21 protein-coding genes are annotated in these 19,535 nt (G+C 32.5%); 7 read left to right on the top strand and 14 right to left on the bottom strand.

Annotated features, from left to right (window positions below):
• Positions 1–56: 56 nt before the first annotated feature.
• Positions 57–1,454 carry a DUF1800 domain-containing protein gene (locus ACODSI_RS02870; protein WP_488915344.1) on the bottom strand — a complete coding sequence of 466 codons (1,398 nt, stop codon included), beginning with the start codon at positions 1,452–1,454 and terminating at the stop codon, positions 57–59.
• 94 nt (positions 1,455–1,548) lie between these two features.
• On the opposite strand from ACODSI_RS02870, the gene ACODSI_RS02865 reads away from it, so the two are divergent.
• A complete protein-coding gene (locus ACODSI_RS02865; RefSeq protein ID WP_488915343.1) occupies positions 1,549–2,142 on the top strand; it encodes a murein L,D-transpeptidase catalytic domain-containing protein in 594 nt (197 codons plus the stop codon).
• Here ACODSI_RS02865 and ACODSI_RS02860 read toward each other — a convergent pair.
• Both ACODSI_RS02860 and ACODSI_RS02855 read right to left on the bottom strand, forming a co-directional pair.
• Positions 2,139–2,603: a hypothetical protein gene (locus ACODSI_RS02860; RefSeq protein ID WP_488915342.1), complete on the bottom strand. Its 465-nt coding sequence runs from the start codon at positions 2,601–2,603 to the stop codon at positions 2,139–2,141. The two genes, ACODSI_RS02865 and ACODSI_RS02860, sit on opposite strands and share 4 nt — an antisense overlap.
• Positions 2,604–2,719: 116 nt before the next feature.
• Positions 2,720–3,529, bottom strand: a complete 810-nt coding sequence (locus ACODSI_RS02855) for a hypothetical protein (protein ID WP_488915341.1) — start codon at positions 3,527–3,529, stop codon at positions 2,720–2,722.
• A gap of 194 nt (positions 3,530–3,723) precedes the next feature.
• Between ACODSI_RS02855 and ACODSI_RS02850 the strand changes: the two genes are divergently transcribed.
• Complete coding sequence (locus tag ACODSI_RS02850; protein WP_488915340.1) at positions 3,724–3,915, top strand: hypothetical protein; 192 nt, start codon at positions 3,724–3,726, stop codon at positions 3,913–3,915.
• A gap of 112 nt (positions 3,916–4,027) precedes the next feature.
• Here ACODSI_RS02850 and ACODSI_RS02845 read toward each other — a convergent pair whose 3' ends face one another.
• The gene (locus ACODSI_RS02845; RefSeq protein ID WP_488915339.1) at positions 4,028–6,940 is read right to left on the bottom strand and encodes a M4 family metallopeptidase; all 2,913 of its coding nucleotides are present in this window, start codon (positions 6,938–6,940) and stop codon (positions 4,028–4,030) included.
• Between the two features lie 472 nt (positions 6,941–7,412).
• On the opposite strand from ACODSI_RS02845, the gene ACODSI_RS02840 reads away from it, so the two are divergent.
• The 4 genes from ACODSI_RS02840 to ACODSI_RS02825 all read left to right on the top strand — a co-directional run bounded on the left by ACODSI_RS02840 (position 7,413) and on the right by ACODSI_RS02825 (position 10,827).
• Positions 7,413–8,963, top strand: coding sequence for a sensor histidine kinase (locus ACODSI_RS02840; protein WP_488915338.1), 1,551 nt, complete (start codon positions 7,413–7,415; stop codon positions 8,961–8,963).
• 32 nt (positions 8,964–8,995) lie between these two features.
• On the top strand, positions 8,996–9,643 hold the full coding sequence (locus ACODSI_RS02835; protein ID WP_488915337.1) for a response regulator: 648 nt from the start codon (positions 8,996–8,998) through the stop codon (positions 9,641–9,643).
• 241 nt (positions 9,644–9,884) lie between these two features.
• Entirely contained in the window at positions 9,885–10,304 is a 420-nt protein-coding gene (locus ACODSI_RS02830) for a hypothetical protein (protein ID WP_488915336.1), read from the top strand.
• A 19-nt stretch (positions 10,305–10,323) separates the two neighbouring features.
• Positions 10,324–10,827, top strand: a complete 504-nt coding sequence (locus ACODSI_RS02825) for an outer membrane beta-barrel protein (protein WP_488915335.1) — start codon at positions 10,324–10,326, stop codon at positions 10,825–10,827.
• A gap of 153 nt (positions 10,828–10,980) precedes the next feature.
• Here the strand turns inward: ACODSI_RS02825 and ACODSI_RS02820 are convergent, their stop codons facing one another.
• The 10 genes from ACODSI_RS02820 to ACODSI_RS02775 all read right to left on the bottom strand — a co-directional run bounded on the left by ACODSI_RS02820 (position 10,981) and on the right by ACODSI_RS02775 (position 17,928).
• Positions 10,981–11,343: a VOC family protein gene (locus tag ACODSI_RS02820; RefSeq protein WP_488915334.1), complete on the bottom strand. Its 363-nt coding sequence runs from the start codon at positions 11,341–11,343 to the stop codon at positions 10,981–10,983.
• A gap of 44 nt (positions 11,344–11,387) precedes the next feature.
• Entirely contained in the window at positions 11,388–12,029 is a 642-nt protein-coding gene (locus tag ACODSI_RS02815; RefSeq protein ID WP_488915333.1) for a hypothetical protein, read from the bottom strand.
• Positions 12,030–12,154: 125 nt separating this feature from the next.
• On the bottom strand, positions 12,155–12,457 hold the full coding sequence (locus ACODSI_RS02810; protein WP_488915332.1) for a hypothetical protein: 303 nt from the start codon (positions 12,455–12,457) through the stop codon (positions 12,155–12,157).
• 19 nt (positions 12,458–12,476) lie between these two features.
• Positions 12,477–12,707, bottom strand: coding sequence for a hypothetical protein (locus tag ACODSI_RS02805; RefSeq protein WP_488915331.1), 231 nt, complete (start codon positions 12,705–12,707; stop codon positions 12,477–12,479).
• Positions 12,708–13,194: 487 nt separating this feature from the next.
• On the bottom strand, positions 13,195–13,929 hold the full coding sequence (locus ACODSI_RS02800; RefSeq protein WP_488915330.1) for a hypothetical protein: 735 nt from the start codon (positions 13,927–13,929) through the stop codon (positions 13,195–13,197).
• Between the two features lie 134 nt (positions 13,930–14,063).
• Positions 14,064–14,858 (bottom strand): hypothetical protein, encoded by a 795-nt coding sequence (locus tag ACODSI_RS02795; protein ID WP_488915329.1) that lies wholly within the window; start codon positions 14,856–14,858, stop codon positions 14,064–14,066.
• A 114-nt stretch (positions 14,859–14,972) separates the two neighbouring features.
• On the bottom strand, positions 14,973–15,113 hold the full coding sequence (locus tag ACODSI_RS02790; RefSeq protein ID WP_488915328.1) for a hypothetical protein: 141 nt from the start codon (positions 15,111–15,113) through the stop codon (positions 14,973–14,975).
• 61 nt (positions 15,114–15,174) lie between these two features.
• A complete protein-coding gene (locus ACODSI_RS02785; RefSeq protein ID WP_488915327.1) occupies positions 15,175–16,662 on the bottom strand; it encodes a hypothetical protein in 1,488 nt (495 codons plus the stop codon).
• A gap of 24 nt (positions 16,663–16,686) precedes the next feature.
• Complete coding sequence (locus ACODSI_RS02780; protein ID WP_488915326.1) at positions 16,687–17,367, bottom strand: YEATS-associated helix-containing protein; 681 nt, start codon at positions 17,365–17,367, stop codon at positions 16,687–16,689.
• A gap of 12 nt (positions 17,368–17,379) precedes the next feature.
• Positions 17,380–17,928 carry a TIGR02594 family protein gene (locus tag ACODSI_RS02775; protein ID WP_488915325.1) on the bottom strand — a complete coding sequence of 183 codons (549 nt, stop codon included), beginning with the start codon at positions 17,926–17,928 and terminating at the stop codon, positions 17,380–17,382.
• A 469-nt stretch (positions 17,929–18,397) separates the two neighbouring features.
• Between ACODSI_RS02775 and ACODSI_RS02770 the strand changes: the two genes are divergently transcribed.
• Entirely contained in the window at positions 18,398–18,931 is a 534-nt protein-coding gene (locus ACODSI_RS02770; protein WP_488915324.1) for a hypothetical protein, read from the top strand.
• The last annotated feature ends 604 nt before the right edge of the window (positions 18,932–19,535 follow it).

The following is a 19,535-nucleotide window of genomic DNA, read 5'->3' as shown; positions in this document are numbered from 1 at the left end:
TTTTTTTGTTTTTTTTTTAGGTTCTGAGATACTTAGTTTCTTAGAACCTTAGTGACTTAAATTAACTGGTATTCGGGTGTTTTGGTGATGTAATTGAATAGGCGTAATACGGCATTATTGGCATTTTCATTGGTAGCATCAAAGTCGTATTTCAGCAAGTTTTCCATATCTTTTTGAGTGTTTTCATCCACTTGAAATAACAATCGGTTGGCTAAATCGGAAATGATTTTTTTATTTGTTCCTTTGGTGTCAAATGCTACTTTAACCGATATTTTTTCAATCGAAATTTCAGGAGTTTCTCCATCTTCAGGAATTTTGTTAAAAGATTTCCGACTGATGTTTCGGCCATTGCACAATAAATCAGACGTATTGTTTCGTTGCAGGTAAATTTGAGAAGTTAACCACGAATTGCCGCCATCCCATCCTTTCACATTGGTTTGATTGAACAAATCCATTCCTTGTTGTTTTAAGAAAAAAGCAATTAAGGTATTTTCTACCGTTTCAATATGTAATTCGTCCATCATTTGTAACATAAAAACCAAAGGATCTTTTATTTTACTACCGGCATTTTCTTTGGCGTATTCTTCTGTAAATATTTTAGTTAACAGTGGTTCGATTTCAAAGTTCACTTTTCTAAAGTAATCGCCATAATAGTGCACTAAATCGTCTGACGGAGTATCATAAACAAACCATTTTAAAATTTTTCGAGTAATTAAATACGGAATTTTTGGTTGTTCAAAAATGATATCCACCAAATCGTCTGCTTTAAAATCTCCAGTTTGACCAAAATAGGTTTTGCTGCTGTTGTCTTCTATTAACCTGCGGTATATCGCTTCATCGGCGCCTAAATTGAGTCCAGCTAATGCTTTGGCACCTTCTTTAATATCCGTTTCAGAATAATTTCCAATACCAAGCGTGAAAAGTTCGAGTAATTCCCGACTCAAATTCTCGTTATAATTTCCTTTTTTGTTGTCAACATTGTCTAAATAACGCACCATAGCGTTGGTTTTGATGATCTTTTTGGTCAGTTCTTTAAAATTGCCAAAAGCATGCTCCCGAAGCACCATATTGTGTTGGTATACCCAATAATTGACTTTTACTTTTTGCGATGTTGCGACAAAGTGATTGTGCCAAAAACATACCATTTTTTCTCTTAAAGGATGCGCATCATTTCGCATTTTATCCAACCACCATTTTTTCAGTTCAAATGAATTTCTGATTTGCTTTTTCAGAATTTTTTTTTGTGCTTCCGAATCGGCATTTTTGATGGATTGACGCAATTCGCGGAGTTCGGCTAAGGTTTTAGGATCGTCTTCCAAAAATTGCGGTAGTTTTTTGTCAAACGTTGTGGCGAACGACTGTTTCAGGAATTTTTCAAAACCTATTTTTTCGATTTCAGTAGCTTGCTTGCTTGAAAATCCGAGACGCAGTGACCAAAGATTGCTTTTATTCATAATCAACAAATTACTATAAAATTTAGACTTTATTTAACATAAAAGGTTTAAATAAAAAAGATAAAATGGAGTTATTATATTTTAAATTTAATTTATGAAGAACATTTTACTAATTTCCTTTTTGAGTTTCATTTGTTGTAATAATGCCAAAGTAGAAATTCCGGTAAAAGATTATACGACTAAAAACGCAGAAGCCTTGAAATATTGTAAGGATAATGGGTTCAATCAAGATTTTTATTTTTTGATTGACATGAGTATTCATCCGGGAAAGAATCGCTTTTTTATACATGATTTTAAGAGCAATACCATCACAGATAAAAATTTAGTAACCCACGGAAGTTGCGATACATTTGAAGAAAATCCTACCCAATGGGAAAAAGCAAAATTTGACAATCGAACCGACAGTCATTGCTCGATGAAAGGAAAATTTAAGATAGGCAAACGCGATTACAGTTCGTGGGGAATACATGTTAAATATGTGTTGCACGGTATGGAAAAATCCAACTCAAATGCCGAAGAACGGGTAGTCGTATTGCATTCGTGGGATGCGGTATCGGATAAAGAAGTCTATCCGCAAGTAAGTCCGTTAAGTTGGGGATGTCCTGCTGTTTCCAATGAATTTATGAAGAAACTCGATGCCAAATTGAAAACCAGTACGAAGCCCGTTTTGTTGTGGATTATTGATTAATGAATGTACTCGGCTAACAATTTTAATTTGTATAGAAGGTTGGAAAATTGCAGCGCAACATTAGTGTTTTCAATACTGTTTAACGAACCGTGGTATTTTTGTTGATTTCTTAAATCTTCAATTTTTTCATCAATATTTTTAAACAACCAATTGCAGTCTTTTCCTTCGTAACGGTAATTACGTTCGTCACGTATTTCCGATTTATCAATAGTACCCATTTTTATAGAATTGAAGGTAAATCTTTTTTTACGAGCATTTTTAATGGCTTCATTTTGTAACAGTTCCAACAACTTATCAAAATTTATTTTTTTCGATTTATGAGCGGTATGAAATGCTTTAATATTCAATCGCAACTCTCGAAGTAATTCATCTTTAGTGGCTTGATTGTTTTTAATCAAGTTGCCCAAACCAGAAACTAATTCGGGAATATTTTTTAGTGCAGCAAACCAATCTATTGGCATTGATTAATATTTATAATTGATATAGAATCAAAAGTACTAATTTATTAGTTGCTTACAAAAAAAGAAATCCCGCAAGTGTAATTACTTACGGGATTAATTTATGTTATAAAATCCTTTTATCGTCTTCCTCGGCCGCCACCTCTAACTCTAACGGCTCTAACAGCGCCTCGTCTGTTTTCACGAACTATGGTTGTGCCACGGCGGTTATGAATGACAAGTGTTGAACGATGTCTTCTAGGTGCATATATTTTTTGAGCGACTACAACTCTTCGGGTTGGAACTCTTCTGTAATACACTCTATGCGGTGCGCATCGGCCATAAAAGACAGAATAACGATACGGTTTCCAAGGTCTGAACCAATTTGGATATAAGTTCCAACGCCATGGTGAATGCCAAATGACATATTTTGGTGCATATATAAAGCGAACACTTGGCCACAACCAAACGTTTACAATTACTTGTTCGGCTTGGTATGTTCCTAAGTCAGGGCCTTTACCGCCGTTTAGGGTTTCGTCAACATCAGATGGTTCTACGATGGTATTTTCCGCATACAAGTCTTTGTCGCCTTCAATTTGAAGAACAGCACTTTCGGCGCCGTTTTTTTCTATACCAATGGTAGCAATGTCTTGTTTTTCGGTTTCATTGAGATAGGTGCTCAGCACAATGGCATGGGTTTCACCTTCTTGATAGTCATCAACGGTAATGTAATCAATGGTGCCATCGTTGTTGAGGTCAAGATTGTTTACATTATTGTTTTCTTCGTTTAGTAATTTTTCAAACTCTTCCAATGAATTGGCTTTTTTGAATAATACTAAGGCACCTTCTAAACTAAAATTATCGCCAGTATTTTCTGGGCGATCGTCTTCTTGAGCGAAACTTGTTGTCAATCCGAAAACAACAAGTAAAAGTGTGGCTATTTTTTTCATATTCAACTAATTTTTGAAATAAGACTATGTAATTTAGGAATGGTTTAATATTGTTTTATAAAGTTATAAAAGTATTTTGTTAAAAATCGATTTAAGTTTTAATTAAGTTTTTTTAAAGTGAATTTAAATACTGCGAAGATAACTTTGTCATAGAAATTTAAAATAAATAGTATTAATTCAAAAATTTAAAAATCATGAAAAAAGTTGTTTCAACATTGGCATTAGCAGCGTTATTAATCGGTGGAACTGTAAACGCTCAACAAAAACCTGTAGCTAAAGAAAAAGCTAAAACAGAAAAAAAAGAAGCTAAAACTGAGAAAAAAGCTGAGAAAAAAGAAGCTAAAGCTGAGAAAAAAGAAGCTAAAAAAATGGAGGCTAAAAAATAGTCGAGGTTTTGCCCAAATTAAAAACGTCCAAGAAATTGGACGTTTTTTTATGCTTAATCTTTAAGAAAAAAGGATTTGATTGATTTGAATTAAATCCTTTTGAAATTAGTTCTTATTTAATGATAACTTTCTTAGTAGCAGTTTTTCCTTCGGAAGTAATTGTAAGTAGGTAAATTCCTTTTTCAAGTTGACCTAAGTTTATTTCCTGATTGAACGTTGTATTTGAGTTTTTGAAATCATTCGTGAAACACTTTCTACCTCTCATATCAAATAAGTCAACTTTAACATCTTCAGAGGTTGTCAATCTAACATTGATTAAACCGTCTGTTGGGTTAGGAGTTACTTCAAAAAGATCAAAAGTGTTTTGTTGGTTAGCTAAAACTAAGGAACCTGTGATCACAAAGTTGTCAATAATTACACCTTCGTTTACTACACCTGGATCGGAAACAAAATTAAATCTAAAAATAATGTTTGATTGCGGATTGGTTCCACCATATCCAAATTCGGGCATGCTCCATTGGTAGGTTGTTTTTACAGCATTTGTATTGGTCCATTGTGCTCCAACGCAATTGTCGCAATTGGTAGCATTAGGCACATTAGAACTGTTGTACCAAGTAGTAGTAGATGTTGCATCTCCTAGGATAGACCATGTAGTTCCACCATTGGTTGTGTATTCTACATTCATAAAATCATAATCTGGTTCAAAGTCAAAAGCCATATCAAACTTAAAAATAGGATTTTGATATTGAGTCAAATCATAACATTGAGAAACTAAATAGGATGTCATGCTGTTAGGATATAATCCTGAAAGATTGGTTCCATAGACTTTAGAATTACCTGCAACTGCATTGGTCAATACGGCTCCTGAAGCCATACCTCTTTGCCACAAACTATTTGTAATGCCACCTTTATCATAAGAAATTAATTGGTCAGTTGCGTTTTCAAAAGTATTCGTATTGTTAACAGCACCAGCATCATTTACAACCACAATAGCTGTTTTGGTGTTGTTACTACTGTTTCCATCACTAGTGGTAGTGGTACTGAAAACAATAGTGTGAGTTCCTCTAGAAAGTGTTCCCATGGTAATTGGGAAATCAACATTCTGGCACGACGTTAAATTACCAGTCCAGTTTAAATTGGTAGCAGCACCGCCATCAACTGTGTAAGAAACGGTTACAGCCGTAATGGCATTAGTTCCTGTATTTTCAAAAGTAATTGTTGGATTATTAACCGCGCCACAAGCTACAGAAATAGGTTGCACCACTTTTTTTAATGAAATATCGGTAGCATATCCAACATATTGAGTACCAACATTTACAGCATACCAAGCATTAGTCACTGCTATAACTTCGGCACTGGAACCACAATATAGATTGTTTGCCACAGCAAGCGTCGCATTTCTCATGTCTAAATAGGTTGCATTGGGTGTAAGATAATCTCTTTCGGCATAATAGGTAATTTGAGATGACTTAGTCATGCCTATTCCCGTAACCGAATAAGTACGTGGCGTTGGAGCATTATTGGTGCCTGATTTTCCAACCGTAAGAATATAAAACCAGTGGTTTAAAACACCACTATTGTTGTGAACGCCACATTGGTCATTTCCGCTAGAAGGCACACAAGAGCTTTCATCACCAGTTGAAGTCCAGTTGGTTCCTAAATAGGTATCAGGATTTCCTTTGGATGTTGGATTACTCATACTTCTGAAAGGTGATGAGCCTAAATCTTCGGCAATCGTCCACACACCAGTGGCAAAAGGTCCGTTTAAAGAACCCGTTCTTCCATAATGTTCGATGCATGCACCCCAAATATCAGAAAGCCCTTCATTAATGGCACCTGACTGATTTTGATAGGCTAAATTAGCCGTTGACGAACATACGCCATGACCAATTTCGTGGCCACAAACATCAATAGAAGTTAGAATAGAAACACTTGTATTTCCATCTCCATAAGACATTACCGACCCATTCCAAAAGGCATTTACCAAACTTTGAGTGGCAACCGAACGGTAATGTACATAGCTTTTAAGCATAGAACCGTTACCATCATAACTGTTTCGGTTAAAGTTATTCATCCAAAAATCGTAGGTCATTTCGGCACCCCAATGGGCATCTAAAGCTCCAATATCTTTGTTGGTGTTGTTGTATTCTGCAGTAGTCCAATTGTTATCAATATCCGAAAAATTGGTGGTTGGATAATTTGTGGTTCTGGCGCTATTGAACGTTTGAATGCCACCACCACGGGTATCATCTTTTAAAATGTATTTGTTTAAACCAATGTCAAACATGGTTTTAATTTGTCTGCTGCCACTGTATTTGGTGTTATTAGCCGTTCCTGTAACAGATGAAAAAGTATTAGCTATAGCGTCTTGTTGTTTAGTAGTTGGAGCAACATCATGAGCATGTTTGATGATTGGGTTGCTGTAAATAATGGCTCCTGAATGGGCATCAACATAAATTTCATCTCTAGCCAATGGGGCAGTAGTGTATATATCAAATTTGTAAGCCAAATTAATTTCTCCTGTTCTAACATTTGGAAGAATCAACAATTCACCAGATGGTTTTTGATAATTCATAGCTGCTGCATCGTCCTTAGAGTCCCAAAGAAATGTAGCGCCTTTTTTGGAATTTAAAATTACTTCTAGTGCTTGCACATTATTTAATGACGGTGTTACATTTAATGTTGAAGCGTTATATACTTCACCATTAATCATAAAAACTTCATTGTTTGTACTGTGGGTGATGATTACTCCAAATTCTACTTTTAAGCCTTTATAGAATTGCTGAAAATGTTCGTGTGTTTTTCCCGATTCATCAGTGTTAGAATAGGTAGGAACATAACTATTGGCTTTATCCAATTTATTTTTGGATTTGAATTGATTCAATGCTTGTGCTTTTTGCAGCGGCATATCAAATTGTAGTGTGGTTTGAATGGCTTCATTCTCGTTTAAGCGTTTGTTGGTTTGCGCAGCAACAGACTGAATAAATAAGAATGAACAACAAATGTAAAGCGTAATAACTTTCATGCAGGTTAGTTTTTAATTTAGATTTCAAATATAAACAATAAATTTAATTTTTAAGGGTAAACGATTTACTACTATGATTTTAAGTGAATTAATTAGATTGATGTTTGAAATTAAAGGCTAATAAATAAAATGGTATATTAATTTTTGCTACTTTAGTTTTGATAAAAAGTTAAACTGGACAATGCAAGTTACTTCAAATTTAATTAGTTGAAAAGTGCGGCATTTGTGGACTAAATTCTACAAAGTATTCGTAAACATACTACAGATATTTGCATTTGGTCTAACTATTTTTGTGGAAAATTATTGTAATTTCACGAATTAACATAAATAATTAGAGTTGGAAGAAATTAAAAAGAGAAAATTTTTTCATTTATTACTTATCAGTATCATAATCATTCTGCAATTGTTAGTCATTGTATTTTGGTTTTTGCAGACAAAGAATGATGATAAAATTAGTGACTTAACAGAAAAAATGGAGTTGTATAAAGACGGAATGAATTCCTCTAATATGGCCTATGGTGTTTTGTACAATTCTCAAAAAAATTACAGAAATTATTTACTCAATCACAATAAAGAATCTATTCAAGACTATTATGCTAATGTTAAAGAGCTGAAAATTTGTCTGGATTCTCTATCGTATGTGGTCAAAAAAGACCCAAATTTTAGTAAAGAAAAAAAGAAATTAGAGCTTTTGCAATTAAAAGCTGACTCTATTTTGGCCAATCAATCGGGTATTTTAAATAAAAAATTGGATGCCTACACTTTCAAGAATTTTGATTACAATAATATCTTAAAAAGTGTGAGTGTTGATTCGTTGGTTACCAATGATAGTGTTGCTAGAAAAGGGTTTTTGACACGAATATTAGACGCCATATCTGGAAAATATAATGTAAAAAAAGAGAAATTAAAGATCATTATTAGTTACAAATATTTGAATGAACTCAAATCGGGTGATGTTAAAAATCAAATAAAAAATCTTTTAAAAACCTCTAACGATTATTACAAAAAAGAGATTGAAAAATCGAAAGAAACGTTTTTCATTACCAACAATAGCGATCTAAATCTCTTTAAATTGAACAACCAATTATTGGATCAAAGTGTAGACTTAATCCATTCGTTCAACGATTCCGTGAATTTATTGCAAAACAATACCCAAAAAGAATTTCGCGATACACACAATGATTCGGTTAAAAAACGCAATTACATCATCTTCATTTTGGTGTTATTGATGTTGACTTTTACAATTTTGTTGCTTTATTTTACTAGAATGACGTTTAGTTTTGAAAAGCGACTGGTATTGGCTCAAAAACAAATCCTGCGAAATTTGAATTATAAAAATAAAATTGTTGGAATGATTAGCCATGAAATACGTTCGCCGCTAAGCGTGCTAGCCATGTACAGTCGAATGATTAGTGACAAAGTTCAAGATTTAGAAATTAAAGAAGTATTCAAGTCTATGCAATATACCACCAATAATTTATTGGTGTTGACGAATCAACTTTTAGAATATTCTAAGAACGAACACAAACAAATGGAACTCAAAAACACAACATTCAATCTCAAGTCTGAGATTGATAAAATTGTGTTACCACTGACGACTTTAGCAGAAAATAAAGGCAATAAACTCGTTGTACAACTTGAAGTTCCCGAGCATACTATGGTGCATTCCGATTCGGTTAGAATTAGCCAATTGTTCTATAATGTGGTGGGTAATGCCGTGAAGTTTACTGAAAATGGCGTCATCGCTATTGAGGTTATTTCAGAAAAAAAAGACAATAATTCACTTGAACTATTTGTTAGTGTTACCGATAATGGCCCAGGAATTTCAGAAGCCGATTTAGCCCACATATTTGAAGAACATTACCAAGGTGATGCGTCTAAAAGTGTCAGTGAAATAGGAGTCGGTCTTGGGATGAAGCTTTGTAAAGAAATTGTAGAATTGTTTCAGGGTACAATAGCTGTTGAAAGTACACTTCATAAAGGCACTACAGTCTCCTTCAAAATTATAGTACAGTTGCATTAGAAATAAAATAGTAGGTATTTAAATAAAAGAATATGTTTTTTAAGAAAAATTTGAGTTTTCTGTTGGCAGACGATCATAGTGTTGTGCGTAAAGGGATGAGCTTGCTTATTGAAGAATTGTTGGATGAGCCCATAATTCATCATGCTTCTACCATTAATGATGCCTTAACTATATTGGGTAAAAACCGTATTGATTTTTTAATTTTAGATATTAATTTTCCTGAAGGGAATAGTGTAGGAGTAGTTACCGACATCAAACATTGTTATCCTGGAATCAAAATATTGGTATTTTCGGCATTAGAAGAGGATGTTTATGCCATACGATATTTGCACGCTGGTGCTCACGGTTTTTTGAATAAGTTGAGCTCAGAAGATCAAATGAAAGAAGCCTTGGCTGTTTTTATTGAAACAGGCAAATACATTACGCCCAATATCAAAGAAAAAATTCTAGATAAATACATGTATAAAAAGATGTTGAATCCGCTGGATCAATTGTCCGATCGTGAAATGGAAGTAGCACGACTTTTGGTAAAAGGATATGGTAATCTAGAAATTTCATTAGCCAAACGAATTCAACCGACTACTGTTAGTACCTATAAAAAACGAATTTTTGAAAAACTAAACATCGATAATTTAGTATCATTAATTGAGATTTTTCATTCCTATGGGGATGAAATTTAATACTTCAACAGATTAGATCAAAAAAAATGACTTTTAATTGGCCTTTAATAACCGCCACTTGGCGGTGCATTGTACTGCGATTCAGTTTTTTATAACTACAGCGAAGTAATTCTACAATTCACACGAAATTCATTCTACAAGTTCTTTATTCATAAGGAATTACTTTTGTTTTAGGTAATGCTTCAATAAATCTAATTTGTTAGAAGTAGTATCTAAAACTAGTTGTTTTACACTATAAGAGATGAGCAAGTTATTATTGAATTGTAGTATTGGAAAGCTTTATGATGATAAAATGGTTATTCATAATAATCGTTTTTTTTACGATAGAATTGTCTCTATGAATATGGAAGAACAGGTAAATTATAAAATCAATTTGGTTTTTTTATTGACCTCAATTTTCTTTTTTGCTTTGGCACAAACGAGAATGACAGACCTATTGTTTTTTTATTTTTTCTTGTTTTTATGCTCGATAGCCTTAGCCTTATCGGCATTGTATCACAGAAAAGATTATTTTCTGATATTTTCTTTCTCAATGGGTGAACAATTGGAGTTAAAAATAAAATCAAAAAGCAAAGAAGAGGTTAAACATTTTTTGGATGCAGCGCTAGAAGCAAAGAAAAGAATTCCCAAAAGAGAACCCCATTTGAATAGAATTTTCTAATCTTAATATAAAAAGTCGTATGAAGAAATGTGTTTTTGTAACAATGTTTTGTTTGGTAGCTGTTGGAGCTTTTGCTCAGAGTCCATTAGAGGTAGGTGGTTTTCAGTTGAATGCTGGTGTAGGAACGTCCAATTGGGGAACCCCAGTGTATGTTGGTCTTGATTATGGTGCCTGCAAAGATATTACGGTTGGTGGTGAGTTGTCTTACCGATCGGATAGTAATTATTATGGTGCTACCAAATACCGTTCTTCGGTGGTAGGTATCGGCGTGAATGGGAATTACCATTTCAACCGAATTTTGCAAATGTCAAAAAAGTGGAATTTATATGCCGGTTTAGGACTTAATTATTTTGCTTGGAGCTATGAAAATAGCAATTATAAATCCAATGATGATTCTTCTATCGGACTAGGAGCACAGTTGGGAGCACGCTATTTTTTCACGAATAAATTTGGAGTAAATTTTGAATTAGGCGGTGGTAATGCTACCAATGGTGCTAAATTCGGAATCACCTATAAACTATAAAAGAAAGATTAGGGGTTTTTGTTACATCAGGTAAATAGCATGCTACTTTTCGTATATAATAGATTTGGAATACGAAATGTAATTTCTGTTGAATAGGTTACAGAAGTAGGTAGCAGTAACAAAACTGTTGTTTGCCTGAGTAGCAAAACCAATTTAATTAAAAGATCCAAAATGCCATAAAATGCCACTAGGGTCGTGTACAAAACACTCTTTGCCCCAATCTAAATGTCGAATGGGAACTATTTTGGAAGTAGGATAAGTTGCCGTTAGGTTTAGGGCTACCAATTGTTCCCAAAAGTCATTAACATCTTCTAATTCTACAAAAACCATCGTGTTGTCAATCCAATCTTTTACAAAAGCATCTTGCAGGTAAAAACCAAATTCATTTATTTTAAAATAAGACATAGTGGTAGATAGCGCCACTTCTTCGAAACCCAAATCGGAATAAAATTTTCGAGAAACAGAGAAGTCTTTAGCGCCAATAAAGGGACGAATGGATTTGATGGAGAATTTCATAGCAGTAAATTAGTTTTATTAATATGTTATATTTTGTTTAGATATTACGGAATTTCATAGCTGTAATACAGTTGTTTTACTTGATTGTTTTGAAAAATAATTTTGACATTGTATTCAAATCCCTCTTCAATAAAAGGTTTTAGAGTCCCAAAATCATAGTTAGGTTTGTCTTTCATTTTAAAATCCCAAAATAATGTTTTGGATGATTTAGTTTGAATCTCTTTCTTGGGTTCTCCAAAAACAGCAATTACCTGTTCAAGGCTAGACCCAATAGTAAGATGTTGTACGGTTTCTATTTTTGAGATAGGAATTGCATGTTCAATTTCATCTATTTTAATGTTTTCTGAAGTGAGTACATTGCGGTATTCTTGATCGATTAGTTTACTGTCGGTTAGTATGGCATTCGTGATAGTACCATCGGTGTAAGGAACAAAGTATAACCTCATTTTTCCATCTGCACTCAAAAACCATTTAGCATTTTTTCCCGAAGTAAATTTATCATACAACTGGTTTGGAATCTCAAAATAATCGGGAATCATTTCTCGAATGGGAATGCTGTCAACTTTGGCAACTACTACATTTTTACTTCCTACTTTTTTGATTGAGGTTGAAGTTGTTGCTTTCGCGTTATTTTGACAATTGGTTAAGAGCATCATTGCCATTAGTGCTACAATACAGTTTTTCATAGAATAAAAATTGAAGTGTGTTATCACAAATTTAGATAAATAACCATTAGTTCATCATTTAGACCATGAAAAAAAACCTCTGACACAGCTACTGAGACAGAGGTTTTTTTTATGGTTTTTTCTAATTATATTAATTCTTTGAAGGTTACCGTTTTCCAATTAATTTGTATCCAAGTGGTCACATCTTCTTGCGTTTGTACAGTTACAGGCAGTTTTTCTCTAATGATGCGTTCCATTTTGATGCAACTTTCTATTTTGGTAAAATCCCACATTTCGGTAATTTTATTAATAAGATACAGCACTTCATTTCCTTCGGTTCTATTAAATCGAGTAGCATCAATTTTACCCGAAACTTTTGGGCTAGTTGGGGCATAATCAGACCAAGTATAATCCTTATAATACAAGTCTTGTTTGGATAGGGTAATCATTGTTTTTTTATTTAGTTTTTTATTTTTTATTTTTAAAAAGATTCGGAATGCTGATTCCAATTACTACTCCAATGCTTCCAGAGGCTAGTGCAATGGTAAGTTTTTCAATGTCAATAAAATTTATACCCGAAAGCTGAATCATTAAAACAGTCATTATAATTAGGGTAAGCGTAACGGCTAATCCTACCAGGATTTTGCAAAACATACTGTCTGCAAAGGCATTTTCTAAATCTGTACTATTCGTTCTCATATTTATTAATTTTATCCTTGAGGCATCCGCCTAACATTGCTGCTATTTAGATGCCCTAGGATCCCAACTTAACTTTAAAAATAGTAACCCAAATAATCTATAATTCTAATTTAGATGCTTTGTTATAGTATCTTTTTTAAAAATACTATTACTGATCATCATGGGCTTTGTATAGTGTGTCTATGGCTGATTTCAACTAGCAAATGCCCGTTTTGAGTTAGTATTCATTTTTCAAATAACGACTAATAATACCCAACAAAACTAGCGTAAAGATTTTACCTGTATATACGTATTTTTACGTGTTTTTTGTGTAAAAGGTATTTTCTATTTTGGTTTAAGTAGTTGTCCCGAGGAGCATCTTTTTATGCTATTGCTAGACTGTAAAAAGATGTCTCAGGATCCCAACTTAATGTATAATCAATTTATGGACTTGTAGGATACTCTGGCTGTTTGGGGTATAATTGTTTTTTAATGGTTTTAATGGCATTTATCGCACTGGCGATACAATTTTTTTCAACAAGATGTTGGAGTCGTTTTTCCAATTTACAGAACCTTTTAAGAGCCAACTGTTGCCAAAAAACAATAAGGCTGTGGTTTCAAAAATAAAGGTGGAATAGGTAGAAAATGGCGCAGTATCAAGGACTATTCCTAACCCAATCAACGCAATACTAATAACGATGCCCCAACCGCATACTTTATATATTGTATTGCGGTACCGTTTCTTTTGATCAAAATCTTCGGGTGCTATTTTTTCATCCGATTTTTGGAAGATTACAAAACAAAAAAAGGCAAAACATCCAAACAGTAGTAAAGCACTACCAAAATGTATCATACGAAACCAATCTTTCCAAACTGTAGTACCAATGTATTCTTGACCTAAAAATCCGTCAAACTCAGTTGGAAAAGTAGCCACACCAATGGCAAAAAAACCTGCCAAAGTTGAAACCCTATTGGCCAATGGATAATTAGCCTCGCGGTAAGTAATCAATACAATGCCCAGCACACACAACACGCCCACAAAAGCGATGTGCATATAACTGTAGTAATAATGACTGATAGACGATTGCACCCAATGGGTGCTACCCAATACTCGGTTGCCAATAATCAAAGCAAAAGGCAGCGAAATACCCAAAATACCTATAAGCTGCCGCAATACAATGTAGGAGGCGGTGTAGTCTTGCTGGGTTTGGTTGACTTTGGGGTTGTGGTTGGTTGGTTTCATGGTTGGTTGATTTACTGTTATTTTATAAACGGATAAAGGTTTTATAAAAACTAAATTTATTCTTTATCTTCTTTATTTTAAATTGTTTAAAAGGTTATTATATTCAAAGAGTATATGTGACATTTTATTTAAATCTAAAATCCAAATATCCCTCTAGGCTTTGTTATTATTGCACTAATAACAAAATTTCCGAAATTATCATCAAAAAATAATCTATTGTAATTATGTTTTTTTAATTCTTCCCACGCTTTTTCTCTTTTGACAGATTTTTTACCTCCAATAAATGCAATTTTTGATTCGTTAGAACTCATATTCTTAAATAACATATCATTTACAGCAGCCCATACAAACCATACTTCATCCGTGTCATTTTTTCCTCTTAAACCTGTTGAACTTGCATATATAGAGTTAGGTTTTGGAATATATTGGTCATTTCCAATACTACAATTTGGTTCTTTTGAATTCCCTTTTTGAATAAAGAATAAAACAGCACCAAGATTTTGTTTAGGATCTAAGAGTAAGCTTTGTCTTATAGAATCGGATTCTCTATATATAATACTATCTTTATAGTGAAAAGGACTTCCCATAGGGCCAATCCAATTAAATCTGGGCATAACTCTATTTTTCACATCTTCTAATAACTTATCTGCTGTTGCATGTATTTTACCACTTACTTTTATTTGATATTCCTCACCTGGACGAATTTCAATTCCGGTATTTATCCATGAGTCACTAGCTGAAAGAACGGAATTGGCAATAACATTTTTTTTGTCAATCATTGTTACCAATGTTTTATCATTTTGAAAATTAATGTTGAATTCATTATTTGTTGCAAATCTGCTAATTACTATGTAAAGACCTAAAAAAGCTATTAACATTAATAAAATAAATCTTTTTGTACTTGGCCAATCTTTTAAAATGGATTCCATATTTTCTACTTTTTTGTTTATATTAATTCAATCATTTTTTAGCACTCCAGTTTTATTAAAATATTCTGAAAATATAGATTTATGGGATCAAAATCGTTAAATTTCAAGCTTTTATTAATCTTTCGGCTTGTGCACATGCGGTTTTAGAGTAGGATGTTTTGGTTTTGTTACAGGGTCTACTCTATGTCTTCTATCATCTGTACCATCTTCTTTTTTCAGTTTTGACCCAGGTTTAATTGATTTAATTGTTTCCATAATTTTTAATTTTAGCCTACTCTTTATAGGATTTTTGGCTGGGTCCTTTGTTTAAATTATTCTATTTTGTTGGTGGTTTTGTCTTTGAAGTGAAATTGTAAGTTATTCCAAAATAATAGCCAAAAGAAAATACATTCGTAGTAGGTATAGTACCCGATGTGCCAAAATCTTGATTTGTATCTCCTACATTTAAATCGCCTTGAAGTTTTGTAATTCGTCCCATGGAAAGACCACTACTAAAGATTAGTCGCTCTTCTTTACCTAAAATAGCTCCAATTCCAGTTAATAATTGAAATTGTTGAGTATTACTGAACATTGCGCCTACATTTAGAGTTGGGTTAACCCAACCAGCACTTCTGTGACTTATATTTATGGTTGAGCCAAATCCAAAATCAAAGTTTCCTTTTTGTTTTTCTTTTATTATTTTTTTTCCAGCATTGTTTGGGTCATTGTCTGCAAAGAATTCTTTATTAATAAGAGAACTTATAAATACACCACCACTAACATCAATTTTAAAACCACCTTTCAACCAAACATTATAGTTGCATTCTTCAATTGGAACAGGATTGTTCTTTTCAAATTTTTTCAAGTTTAGTGCTACTACATCTATGTTTTTTCCATTAAACTCTATGGGTAACATGTAGTTTTGAGTTTTTAATGCATACATTTCTCTAAAGTTAGCGAGAATTGAGGTTAAAGTTGATGCAACTGTTGTATTTAAAACTTCATAATCGGTTCCTAAATCTTTAAATTTAGCTGCATCTTGTTTCACATCAGAATAATTATTAACTATTTTGCTAAATTTTTTGTATTTGGAATCTCTTTCTTCAACAAATTCTTTAATTATTAATTCGTCATTAGCTTTATTCACAATGACAAAATTTGTTAAATCTGTTGTGAACGATTCTAAATCAGACTGAATCAATCTTAAGGCTTTGATAACATTATCTTTGTCTTCTTCTTTATTAGTTGGTTTTTCTAAATCATTGTTAGTTCCACGTTCTTCGCTGTTAATAATTTTTAACGATTTTATTCCTAAAGTTTTGTATTCGTTTGAGATTATGACACTATTAATTGCAGAAATTTTTGTGTCAATAAAAGCTATGTTTTTAGGCTTTCCTTTATTTGATTTGTCCTCTTTTTTGGCCATCAATTTAGATACTTCTTCTTTTAATTTTTTATTGTCGGTTTCAATTTTATCATTTTCTTCAGATGATTTAGTATCTTTAACTGGAGTTTGATTAATTATTTTTTGAATATTGTCAAGTGGATTATTGCTTTTGTCTTCAAAAAAGTTTAATAGTTTTTTATCAATAACGTAATTGTATTTAAACGGATTACCACCTACTAATTCCAACTGCAAAAAATCTCTACTTCTAACTGTGAGGCGTTTGCCTTTTTCTGTAGATTTAACAGATTTTGGACTAGGAGTTGAAAGATTTATAGTAATTACGTTTGTGTTTAACTCTTTCTCTTTTGTTTGTGATTTTTTTTGTGCTGTCATAGAAAATCCTATGAATAGAAACACTAATAATAATTTTGTTTTCATAATTATGATTATTTAAGTTTATTATTATATTTTAGTATTATTCAATATGTCTTCAGCACCTTCCGAGAGTGCTACCGCTTTAGAACCATCGTTTAAAGTAACTTCTTTGACCAGATTTTTTTCAACCAAAATATTGACCTTTTTTTCTATTTCTTTATTGTCAAGATTTACTTCTTCTTTGATAATTTCCAACGGTCTAAAATTTTTTCCAGCATTTTGTATTGAATTCATTATTTCAATAGTCTCTGGAGTAACAATTTTATCTAAATCACTTTGGTCAATATTTTTGCTTCCTTCATTTATGGCTATGGCATTCAAATTATTGTCTATTCTTTCGGTATTGGTTTTTATGGTTTCATTTTCATTTTTCAAATTTTTAATTTCCTCTTTCATGGTTTGTAGCACTCTTCCCGAAATAGAAGTTAAAAATGAAATAGCAGAAAAAGAAGCGATTACACAAAAGCCAGCAAATACCAAATAATGTGATTTATCATTTTCAGTAACTATTTTTTTTATTATTTCACTAGAAACCAATTGAAGAAAAAGAGGTACTGTTAATGAGGCTATTATTCCCAATACAATATTTTTTAACAACAATTTTCTTTCGATGCAGTTTTCTCTAAGGGTATTACCAATTCCTCCAATAATGCCACAAGCAAGTATTATAAATAATAGATTGAAAATTTTAATGTTTTCTAATACCATAATTTCTCCTTTTTACCCTTCATTAACAGAAACAGCACCCGTACTAGAAAGCTGAATGACTCTAACGTTTTTGGGTTGTACATTATAGTTAGGGCGTCTAGCGGCATACAATCGGGTTTTTACAATGCGCGTAATGCACACTTTATCCGATTGGTTGCCACCCAATACATGATAACACTCTTGATCTTCGCCTACATAAAGAGATACATGACCCGCTTTATGTCCTTGGGCATCTTTTCTAACAAAAACCAGTACGTCACCTAGCATCGGTTGGCTGGTATATTTTCCGAAAGTACCCCAGTTCAAGGCCCACAATGGGTCTTTGACTATTTGTTTTTTAGCCCTCTTGGCAACCACCGCCATAAACAAGCCACACCATGGAATCTCATCGGCATTGTATACCTTGGCAACATCGTCGCCAACTTCTTTAGCCCATTTCATAATCACTGGATTGTTGGGCGTACCACTCAATTCTTTAGTGTCAAAAAGCTCTAATGCTTTCGTAATCATTAATGGTCCTGGCTCTTGCAATAACCATTGGTAGTGTTGTTCTAATGCCATAAGAGGTGTTTTTTTAGAGTTACTTATTTTATTATGGTGTTTTTTATCATTATGCTAAAATCATTTATCCATTGATAAAGGTTAGACTTAGTAAAAACAATAAGGCTACGAGTATGATTTTGAACATGATTTATAAAGTAATTTTGGTTTGTAAATGTTTGTAAATGAATGATTTCAAATCTATTTTGTTTTTTTTACATAGTCATTAGGAAAAACCCTAAGATCCATTAGGAGTTTTCCTAATGAGATGAAAAATGAGTATTTATTGGGGTTGACAACGATTTTTCTCTGTGAAGTCCCATAAATAAAGGATTAGGGTTTTTCCTAATGAATAAAAAGTGAGTATTTATAGGGGTTGAACAGTGTTTTTGCTCTACGAAGCCTTGTAAATAAAGGATTAGGGTTTTTCCTAATGGTTATTTTATTTTTTTTAATAATCTTTGTTTAAACTATTAAATCCAACTTAACTATGAGCACTATTACTATTGACAAAGACCTTTTTTGCAAAATGATTTTTTCTTTATTGGAAGAAGTGAAAATATCGGAACAAGTAGATTGGCTGTACAAATACGGAAGTACCTTTTATGATTTAGGATTGTATGAAGCTATTGAAAGTAAACATGTTATTGACAAAACTGACTTTACAACAATAACCGAAGATTTTTGGGATACAGATGAGGTGTTGTATAAAGAAGTAAGCTGGCAAGAGCTTTCTCAAAAAATAGGAACCGATTTGTATCAAAACTATTTAGGTATAAGTTTTACTAAAGATAAAGAAGTGGATGATATTGAATTTAATCTAGGAGCCTTTCAGTCAGACCCAGATTGTCGTTATTATTCGCCTTCTTTTTTAAAATGTATTGCGGCCAAATTAGGATTAAATAATCATTCTAGTTTTTATTTTACCAAAGCCAAAATGGCTAACAATGAAATTGGAATTGTATTTAAAGTTGATGATAATGCAACTACTCATTACTATAATATTTCGAATGTTCCGATGTGATAAATACTATTAATGGATAAAAAAAGAAGTCTGCTTTTTAGTTTGTTACTTGGTTTTGAGCTATTTTTGATAGTATTATGATTATAAGAACAGTTATTAAATGAATCATTTTCTATCCGATCCAGCTAATTATATTAAAATATACATTCTATTCAGTTTATTGTGGTGTGTATTTTTTTATGTAGACAACAAAAGAAATAGGTATTTATTGGTCATTCTTTTGTTGAGTCTATGCTGCGAAATTGTAACATCAATTTTTAGTAATAGTCCTAAAATTAAGCACGTTAATATCAATACGTATTTTGTACTACTTGATTTGTTGTGGTTTTTAATTTTTTATGAGATATCGCATAACAAAAAAAGGATTGTAGTAACACTAATTTTTTATTTAATAGTATGCATTATCAATTTAGAATTTATTGAATCGGGAATAAATTTCAATTTGTTTATAGTAGGTGCTTTACTGTATCTGGTCTTGTTTATTATGGAAAATTTTCATCAGTTGAATATTGAAAATCTGTCCTTCTTTCAGTCCAATACCTACTTACTACTGTTTTGTCCAGTATTGTTTTTTCTGGGATTGAGTTTTATTTTGGGGTTTAAA

This window comes from Flavobacterium sp. FG139 (assembly GCF_057809695.1).
This window is presented reverse-complemented; position numbering and strand designations above follow the sequence as displayed.

Excerpts from the sequence above, each read along its gene's own strand:
- ACODSI_RS02845 (WP_488915339.1), bottom strand. The coding sequence starts at position 6,940 with ATGAAAGTTATTACGCTTTACATTTGTTGTTCATTCTTATTTATTCAG.
- ACODSI_RS02865 (WP_488915343.1), top strand. The coding sequence starts at position 1,549 with ATGAAGAACATTTTACTAATTTCCTTTTTGAGTTTCATTTGTTGTAAT.
- ACODSI_RS02810 (WP_488915332.1), bottom strand. The coding sequence starts at position 12,457 with ATGATTACCCTATCCAAACAAGACTTGTATTATAAGGATTATACTTGG.
- ACODSI_RS02790 (WP_488915328.1), bottom strand. The coding sequence starts at position 15,113 with ATGGAAACAATTAAATCAATTAAACCTGGGTCAAAACTGAAAAAAGAA.
- ACODSI_RS02835 (WP_488915337.1), top strand. The coding sequence starts at position 8,996 with ATGTTTTTTAAGAAAAATTTGAGTTTTCTGTTGGCAGACGATCATAGT.
- ACODSI_RS02780 (WP_488915326.1), bottom strand. The coding sequence starts at position 17,367 with ATGGTATTAGAAAACATTAAAATTTTCAATCTATTATTTATAATACTT.
- ACODSI_RS02775 (WP_488915325.1), bottom strand. The coding sequence starts at position 17,928 with ATGGCATTAGAACAACACTACCAATGGTTATTGCAAGAGCCAGGACCA.
- ACODSI_RS02815 (WP_488915333.1), bottom strand. The coding sequence starts at position 12,029 with ATGAAAAACTGTATTGTAGCACTAATGGCAATGATGCTCTTAACCAAT.
- ACODSI_RS02805 (WP_488915331.1), bottom strand. The coding sequence starts at position 12,707 with ATGAGAACGAATAGTACAGATTTAGAAAATGCCTTTGCAGACAGTATG.
- ACODSI_RS02860 (WP_488915342.1), bottom strand. The coding sequence starts at position 2,603 with ATGCCAATAGATTGGTTTGCTGCACTAAAAAATATTCCCGAATTAGTT.
- ACODSI_RS02785 (WP_488915327.1), bottom strand. The coding sequence starts at position 16,662 with ATGAAAACAAAATTATTATTAGTGTTTCTATTCATAGGATTTTCTATG.
- ACODSI_RS02870 (WP_488915344.1), bottom strand. The coding sequence starts at position 1,454 with ATGAATAAAAGCAATCTTTGGTCACTGCGTCTCGGATTTTCAAGCAAG.
- ACODSI_RS02800 (WP_488915330.1), bottom strand. The coding sequence starts at position 13,929 with ATGAAACCAACCAACCACAACCCCAAAGTCAACCAAACCCAGCAAGAC.
- ACODSI_RS02795 (WP_488915329.1), bottom strand. The coding sequence starts at position 14,858 with ATGGAATCCATTTTAAAAGATTGGCCAAGTACAAAAAGATTTATTTTA.
- ACODSI_RS02820 (WP_488915334.1), bottom strand. The coding sequence starts at position 11,343 with ATGAAATTCTCCATCAAATCCATTCGTCCCTTTATTGGCGCTAAAGAC.
- ACODSI_RS02825 (WP_488915335.1), top strand. The coding sequence starts at position 10,324 with ATGAAGAAATGTGTTTTTGTAACAATGTTTTGTTTGGTAGCTGTTGGA.
- ACODSI_RS02840 (WP_488915338.1), top strand. The coding sequence starts at position 7,413 with ATGGAGTTGTATAAAGACGGAATGAATTCCTCTAATATGGCCTATGGT.
- ACODSI_RS02770 (WP_488915324.1), top strand. The coding sequence starts at position 18,398 with ATGAGCACTATTACTATTGACAAAGACCTTTTTTGCAAAATGATTTTT.
- ACODSI_RS02830 (WP_488915336.1), top strand. The coding sequence starts at position 9,885 with ATGAGCAAGTTATTATTGAATTGTAGTATTGGAAAGCTTTATGATGAT.
- ACODSI_RS02855 (WP_488915341.1), bottom strand. The coding sequence starts at position 3,529 with ATGAAAAAAATAGCCACACTTTTACTTGTTGTTTTCGGATTGACAACA.
- ACODSI_RS02850 (WP_488915340.1), top strand. The coding sequence starts at position 3,724 with ATGAAAAAAGTTGTTTCAACATTGGCATTAGCAGCGTTATTAATCGGT.